This window comes from Streptomyces sp. NPDC044063 (assembly GCF_056434285.1).
The window spans coordinates 1-7,503 of record NZ_JBWKFM010000063.1 but is presented as its reverse complement, the minus strand read 5'-3'; the positions used below and the strand labels follow the sequence as shown (position 1 = coordinate 7,503).

Genomic DNA, 7,503 nt, shown 5'->3' with positions numbered 1-7,503 from the left:
TGGGCGGTCGGACCGTGGGACAACCCCGCCCCAAGGGGGGAAAGCCCCTCGCTGCGACGGGGGGTGGGGGCGGCAACGCTGCCCAGGGCCAGGGCACGCCCGCCCACCCCCCCCCCGGCCCCGGTGGCCGCGAGATGGGCGACCACCCGGGCGGCCACCGCCGGTGACAGCCAGGCGGCGCCGCCGGCCACCGCGCGGACGCCCGCGATCAGGTCCTCGGGCGGGCCGGACTTGACCAGGAAGCCGGCGGCCCCGCCGGACAGCGCCCGCAGGATGTAGTCGTCCTCGCCGAAGGTCGTCAGCATCACCACGCCCGTGCCCGGGGCGGCGTCGCGGATGCGGGCCGCCGCGTCGAGGCCGTTCCCGCGCGGCATGCGGATGTCCAGCACGGCCACGTCGGGCCGGTGACGGAGGATCAGGTCCACGGCCTCGTCGCCGTCGCCGGCCTCGGCGACGACGTCGATGCCGGGGTCGGCCGACAGCACCGCCCGGACGCCGGCGCGGATCATCGGCTCGTCGTCGGCGATCAGTACGCGTATCACCGCGCTCACCCCCGCAGAACGGCCAGGCCGACCAGCGTGCCGCGCCGGAAGCACAGCTGGTACGCGTCGCCGGAGGCGTCCACGAACCGGTCGGCGGTCACCGCGTAGTACACGCATCGGACTCCGGGCCCCTCCGGCTCCGCGGCCCGCGGGTGGTACGGCAGCTGTCGCTCCGGAAGCACCCGTGCCACCTCGGCGTGGTCCTGCCCGATGCGCAGAGAGGCGTAGGCGGCGGGATCGAGGACGGTGTGGGACACCGTCAGTGACGCCCAGCCCACCAGCACGGCGTAGAGCGCCGCGGTGGCGGCCAGGGGCAGGACGACGGCGGTGACGAGGGCGCGGCCGGCGCGGCGGCGGGCCCGGTGGTGCTCGGGCGGCAGAGCGGCCGGCGTGTCACCGGCCGTCGGCGCGGGGAGCCGCGGCGGCGGGACGTGCGGCATGCGGGCGGTGACGGTGAACCCACCGTCGCGCGGGCCGTGACCGAACGACCCGCCGGCCAGCCGCACCCGCTCGTCCAGTCCGATCAGCCCCCGGCCCCCGCCGGGCAGAGGACTGCCGGACACGGCCTCCGGGAGGGTGTTGTGGACCGTGACGGTGGTCCCGTCCGGCGTGTGGGCGACGCGTACGGTCGTCCGCGCGCCGGGCGCGTGCTTGGCGATGTTGGTCAGGGACTCCTGGACGACGCGGTGGGCGGCCCGTTCGACGACACCGGGGACCTCGTCCGGCCGGCCCTCGACCTCCAGGGTGACATCGAGGCCCGAGGCGGCAGCGCCCTCGACGAGTGCCGCGAGGGAGAAGTCCGCGGGGGCGACCGGGGCCGCCTCGGCGTCCTCGCGCAGGATGCCGATGACCTCGCCGAGCCGCTCGACGGCCCCGCCCGCCCGCGCCCGCAGCTCCCGCGCGGCGGCGCGATGACGGTCCGGCAGGTCGGGCGCCAGCTGCAGCGCCCCCGCCGACAGCGCGATCAGGCTCAGGTCGTGGCCGAGCGCGTCGTGCATGTCCTGGGCGATCCGGGCCCGTTCGCGCAGCCGGGCCTGCTCGGCGATCAGCAGCTGCTCGCGCTCCAGCTGCTCGGCCCGGCTCCAGCCCGCCCGGCCCAGCTCCTGGTACTGCCGCAGCACGCGGCCCACGCACCAGGGCAGCAGTGCGACACCGACCACCATCACCACGAAGAAGCCGCCCAGCGCCAGCAGCGCCGGTACGGTCACCACGGCGACCGCCGCCGCGACGACCAGCGCGCTCACGGCCACGACCATGCTCCCGGTCCGGGCCGAGCGGTGCCCCGCGGCGAACGCGGCGGCCGCGGCGGCCGGCGCCCACCACGGGCTCGTCATGACGCTCAGTCCGGTGGCGGCCACCGCGGCGGCCGCGAGCACCGCCCCGGGATCGCGCCTGTTCACAGATGTTCCTTGCATGCCATGAACGGTACGGACGTGACCGGTGCGGCGATATTGGCCGAAAGTCATGGAGGACGTGCCGAGGTGCGACACCACGTCAGGGCGGGTGCGTCGCCGCCTCCGTCATGACGTAGATTCGGATCTTGTATGAGCATGACATCGGGGGGTGGGACCCATCACGGGTAACTTCGGCGGGGCGCTGCGCCCGCTCACGGCGGCCGATCCTCGCGAGATCTCCGGCTACCGGCTGCTCGGCCGGATCGGCGAGGGCGGCATGGGATCCGTCTACCTCTCGCACACCCGCGGCAACCAGCCGGTCGCCCTCAAGGTGATCCGCCGGGAGTACGCGGACGACGCGGAGTTCCGCCGCCGCTTCCAGCAGGAGGTGCGCGCGGCCCAGCAGGTGCGCGGCTACCACCTCGTGCCCGTCGTCGACCACGACGCCGACGCCGAACAGCCCTGGCTCGCCACGGCGTACGTACCGGGGCTGCCGCTGGAGGAGGCGCTGCGGTCCTACGGGCCGCTGCCGCTGCCCGCGGCGCTCCAGCTCGTCGGCTGCGTGGCCCGGGCGCTGGAGTCGGTGCACGCCGTCGGCGTCGTCCACCGCGACCTCAAGCCCGGCAACATCCTGCTCGCCGCGGACGGCCCCTGGGTCATCGACTTCGGGATCGCCCGCGCCGCCGAGGCGACCCGGCTGACCCGCAGCGGCGGGTTCATCGGCACCCCGGAGTTCATGTCGCCCGAACACGGCATCGGCGCCGACCTCACCCCGGCCACCGACGTGTTCTCGCTCGGTCTCATCGCCGCCGTCGCGGCCACCGGCGAGCACCCCTACGGCTCGGGCGGCGGCCTGACCGTGGCCACCCGGATCGCCAACACCGCCGAGCGCCCGCCGGACCTGTGCGCCTACCCGGACGAGCTGCGCCCGCTGCTGGAGGGCGCGCTCGCCGCCGACCCGGCGGCGCGGCCCACGCCCCGCGAGCTGGCGGACCTCTGCGAGCGGGTCTCCTGCCGCCCGCCGCGCGTCTTCGACGGCTGGCTCCCGGCCCCGCTCGCCGCGGCGATCGACGAACGGGAGCGCCGGATGAGGGTGCTGCTCGCCGGCGACCCGGCCGAGCCCGCCGCCGCACCGGCGGGCGCCGACGCGCCGGGCCACGCCGCCACCTATGTCCCCACCCGGGCGGAGGGTCCGGCGGCCGGCGGTTCCGTGCACGCCGCCCCCACCCAGGCCGCGACCACGCCGCCCGCCGTACCCCCGGCGGCCCCCGCACCGGCTCCGGCCCCCGCTCCCGCCCCGGCGTCGCGGAGCCGGCGGACCCCGCTGGTCATCGGCCTGGCGGTGGCCGTGGTCGTCGCGGCCGGCACGGCGTGGGCGATGTCCGGCGGCGGTGACGGCGACGGGTCCGACGCCCACGCCGAGGCGAGCGCGTCCACGACCCCGGCCGCCGGGCCGGACGGCAAGAAGGACGGCACGAAGGACGACGGCAAGAAGGACGCCGAGAAGGACAAGAAGGACGGCAAGAAGGAGGTCGCGAAGGACTACGAGACGCTCTTCGCCGACCGCCCCCTCACCATCGGGCCGCCCAAGAGCGCACTGGTCACCGTCGACTTCGACATCCCCAAGGTCGACCCGCGGGACAACCTTCCTGCCCGCGACACCGAGCTGACGTACATGATGCAGTGGCTGCACTTCAAGACGGCGACCGCCAAGAGCAAGGGCACCACCCCCCAGGAGTGCCGGCAGGCGGTCGACACCGTCCCGCTGCCCGGGGAGCTCAACAACACCGACCTGATCGAGAAGGAGGCCCTGAAGAAGGACGACGTGCTGTGCACGGTGACCTCCAAGGGCAACCTCGCCATGTTCAAGATCACCGAGGTGACGCCGTCGGGCCAGGCATTCGACCCGCCGGGCTACTCCGGCCTGCTCACCCTCTGGAAGCCGCCCGTCTGACCGCCGCCGCGTGAGCGCGCGAGCGGGTTTGCCCCGCTCGCGCCCCTCCCACGAGTGATTCCGTCCCGTCCCCGCCGCCGCACGCACCGCCGTGCCGAACACTGAGCGGCGACATTCGGACGATCACAAGAACTGGGGGGCGACATGGCGGTCGGCACCGTCCTGTTCGCACTGCGCGAGGACCCGCTGGCGAGCGGAGCCGCGGCGGAGCAACTGCGGAGGATCCGCGCGGCGGTCGAGGACCACGGCCTCGACGTGCGCTGGGCCCGCACCGAGGCGGACGCGCGGGCCGTCCTGCGCACCGAGGCGGGCGTCGCAGCCGCCGTGGTGGCCTGGGACCTCGGCCCCGGCCCGGACGACAAGGGCGAACCGGCCGGCGCGGCGGTGCTGCGCGAGATCGGCCGGCGCTTCAAGGACCTGCCCGTCCTGCTCGTCATGGCCGACGGTGCCGACGAGGACCTCGACCACCTCCCGCTGTGGGTGTCGGAGTCCGTGGTCGGCTACGTCTGGCCGCTGGAGGACACCCCGGCCTTCATCGCCGGACGGATCGCCGGAGCGGCCCGCGCCTACCGGGAGGCGGTGCTCCCACCGTTCTTCGCCGCGCTGCGGCGCTTCGACGACGCCCACGAGTACTCGTGGCACACCCCGGCCCACGCCGGCGGCGTCGCCTTCCTCAAGTCGCCGGTCGGCCGCGCCTTCTTCGACTACTACGGCGAACGGCTCTTCCGCAGCGACCTGTCCATCTCCGTCGAGGAACTCGGCTCCCTCTTCGAGCACTCGGGTCCGATCGGCGACGCCGAACGCAACGCCGCCCGCGTCTTCGGCGCCGACCGCACCTACTTCGTCCTCCACGGCAACTCCACCGCCGACCGCATGGTGGGGCACTACTGCGTGGCACCCGACGAGATCGCTCTGATCGACCGCAACTGCCACAAGTCCGTCCTCCACGGCCTGATCCTCTCCGGCGCCCGCCCCGTCTACCTCGTCCCCACCCGCAACGGCTACGGACTGGCCGGCCCCCTGCCCCCGGCCGGGATCGGCGCGGCGGCCGTCACCGAACGCCTCGCCGGACACCCGCTGGCCCGCGCCGCGCGCTCGCCCCACGCCCAGTACGCGGTCGTCACCAACTCCACGTACGACGGCCTGTGCTACGACGCGGTCCAGGTGGCCCGGGAGCTCGCCCCCAGCACCCCCCGCCTGCACTTCGACGAGGCGTGGTTCGCCTACGCGCGCTTCCACCCCCTCTACGCCGGGCGCTACGGCATGGCCGTCGGCCCCGACACCTTCCCCGGCGCCGAGCGCCCCACGGTCTTCTCCACCCAGTCCACCCACAAACTGCTCGCCGCCCTGTCGCAGAGCGCGATGGTGCACATCAAGCCCTCGCCCCGGGCCCCGGTCGACCACGACCGTTTCAACGAAGCCTTCATGATGCACAGCACCACCTCGCCCCTCTACCCCGCCATCGCCTCCCTCGACGTGGCCGCCGGCATGATGGACGGGCCGCAGGGCCGCTGGCTCGTCGACGAGGCGGTCACCGAGGCCGTCCGCTTCCGCCAGGCCGTCGTCCGTACCGGCCGGCGCATCGCGGCGGCCGGCGACCGGCCCGCCTGGTTCTTCGGCGTCTGGCAGCCGCCCACCGTCACCGACCCCGCCGGCGGCGCCCGGCACGACATCGCCGACGCCCCCGCGGAGCTCCTGCGCTCCGAGCCGTCGTGCTGGGAACTGCGCCCCGGCGACGACTGGCACGGCTTCACCGGCCTCGGCGAGGGCTACGCCATGCTCGACCCGGTCAAGGTGACCCTCACCTGCCCCGGCGTCGACGCCACCGGCCGCTGGGCCGAGCACGGCGTACCCGCCCGCGTCCTGACCGCCTACCTGGCCACCCGGAACATCGTGGTGGAGAAGACCGACACCTACACCACCCTCGTCCTCTTCTCCATGGGCATCACCAAGGGCAAGTGGGGAACGCTCCTGGACGCCCTCATGGACTTCAAGTCCCTCCACGACACCGACGCGCCCCTCGACCGCGTCCTGCCCGCCCTCGTCGAGCGCTACCCGCGCCGCTACGCCGGCACCACGCTCGCCGAGCTCTGCCGCGCCATGCACGACCACCTGCGCGGCGCCGACCTGGTCACCCTGCTGGACACCGCCTTCCAGGAGCTGCCCGAGCCGGTCGCCCCGCCGCGGTGGTGCTACCAGCAGCTCATCCGCGAGGGCACCGAGCGGGTCCGGATCGCCGAGGCCCACGGCCGCGTCGCCGCCGCCATGGTCACCGTCACCCCGCCCGGCATCCCCGTCCTCATGCCCGGCGAGTCCACCGGCGCCCCCGATGGTCCGCTGCTGCGCTACCTCGGCGCCCTGGAGGCCTTCGACCGCGAGTTCCCCGGCTTCCGCAGCGAGACCCACGGCGTCACCGTCGACCCCGACACCGGCGACTACATGATCGAGTGCGTACGCGCCGACCGGGTGACCGAAGCGCCCGCCTGACCGGGGCGCGGGCCCCGGCGACGGGGCCCGGCGGTTACGGTGCGCACATGGCGTTCGGCGTGGTGATGGCGTTCTGTGCCGCCGTCTGCATGGGCGCGGCCACCGTCCTGCAGGCGATGGGCGCGCGCACGGCGGTGGCCGAGGGCGCCCCGGCGACAGCGCTGACGATCCTCACCCTCACCCTGCGCCGGTGGCCGTTCCTGGTGGGTATCGCCCTGGACACGGTGGGCTTCGTAGCCGAGCTGGTGGCGCTGCGCTCGGTGCCGCTGTTCATGGTCGAGGCGGCCCTGGCCTCGTCGCTCGCCGTCACCGCCGTCGTCGCGGCCGGTGTCCTGGGCATCCGGCTGCGCCGCGCGGAATGGGCCGCCGTCGTGGCGGTGTGCTGCGGCCTCGCCCTGCTCGCCGTCGCGGCCGGGCACGAGGGCACGGGCACGGGTGACACCCGTATGCGCCTGGTCATCCTGGGCGCCACCCTGCTCCTGGTCCTCTGCGGCATCGTCGTGGGCCGCCGGCTGCGGCGCGGGCGGGCGGCCGTGCTCGGCGCGATCGCGGGCATGAGCTTCGGCCTCGTCGCCGTCGCCGTCCGCCTGCTGCCCGAGATCGCCGTGCAGCGCCTGCTCACCGCGCCGTCGGCGTACGCGGTGGTCGTCGCCGGCATCGGCGGATACCTCCTCCTCATCGAGGCCCTGCGCTCGGGATCGGTCACCGCGGCCACGGCTGCGATGGTCATCGGCGAGACGGTCTGGCCCGCCGCGTACGGCGTCCTGTGGCTCGGCGACACCACGCGCCACGACCTGGGCCCGGTGGCCGTCGCCGGCTTCGCCGTGTCGATCGCGGGCGCCCTGGTGCTGGCGCGCTTCGGCGACGCGGAGCAGTACGCCCCGCCGCGCCCCTGACCGCTACGAACGGTCGCGCGGAGTGAGGAAAACGGGCCCGCGCTGTGAGGCCCCTCATGGGGCCTGCGTCACATACGAGGGTGGGTCGTAGGGCCGGAGGTCCCGAATAGGGCATTCCGGGGCGCTGGGGTGGGAGTTTTACGGGGTTTGGTCGTAGGTCACACCCTTTGTCAGGGGGTTTTCGGGCCGCTAACAATGGCTGGGTCGCACGGCGCCGTCGACCGAGAAAC

The 7,503-nt window shown here is 74.6% G+C and carries 5 protein-coding genes; 3 read left to right on the top strand and 2 right to left on the bottom strand.

Annotated features, from left to right (window positions below):
- On the bottom strand, nucleotides 1–542 hold a 542-nt coding region (locus AC07BS_RS35060), incomplete at its 3' end, for a response regulator (RefSeq protein ID WP_478935580.1).
- A gap of 5 nt (nucleotides 543–547) precedes the next feature.
- Complete coding sequence (locus tag AC07BS_RS35055; protein ID WP_478935579.1) at nucleotides 548–1,942, bottom strand: sensor histidine kinase; 1,395 nt, start codon at nucleotides 1,940–1,942, stop codon at nucleotides 548–550.
- Between the two features lie 163 nt (nucleotides 1,943–2,105).
- On the opposite strand from AC07BS_RS35055, the gene AC07BS_RS35050 reads away from it, so the two are divergent.
- The 3 genes from AC07BS_RS35050 (at nucleotide 2,106) to AC07BS_RS35040 (ending at nucleotide 7,273) form a co-directional block, all read left to right on the top strand.
- Nucleotides 2,106–3,890, top strand: a complete 1,785-nt coding sequence (locus AC07BS_RS35050) for a serine/threonine-protein kinase (protein ID WP_478935578.1) — start codon at nucleotides 2,106–2,108, stop codon at nucleotides 3,888–3,890.
- A gap of 144 nt (nucleotides 3,891–4,034) precedes the next feature.
- On the top strand, nucleotides 4,035–6,377 hold the full coding sequence (locus AC07BS_RS35045; protein WP_478935577.1) for an Orn/Lys/Arg family decarboxylase: 2,343 nt from the start codon (nucleotides 4,035–4,037) through the stop codon (nucleotides 6,375–6,377).
- A 47-nt stretch (nucleotides 6,378–6,424) separates the two neighbouring features.
- A complete protein-coding gene (locus AC07BS_RS35040) occupies nucleotides 6,425–7,273 on the top strand; it encodes a DMT family transporter (protein ID WP_478935576.1) in 849 nt (282 codons plus the stop codon).
- Nucleotides 7,274–7,503: the final 230 nt, after the last annotated feature.

Excerpts from the sequence above, each read along its gene's own strand:
- AC07BS_RS35045 (WP_478935577.1), top strand. The coding sequence starts at position 4,035 with ATGGCGGTCGGCACCGTCCTGTTCGCACTGCGCGAGGACCCGCTGGCG.
- AC07BS_RS35040 (WP_478935576.1), top strand. The coding sequence starts at position 6,425 with ATGGCGTTCGGCGTGGTGATGGCGTTCTGTGCCGCCGTCTGCATGGGC.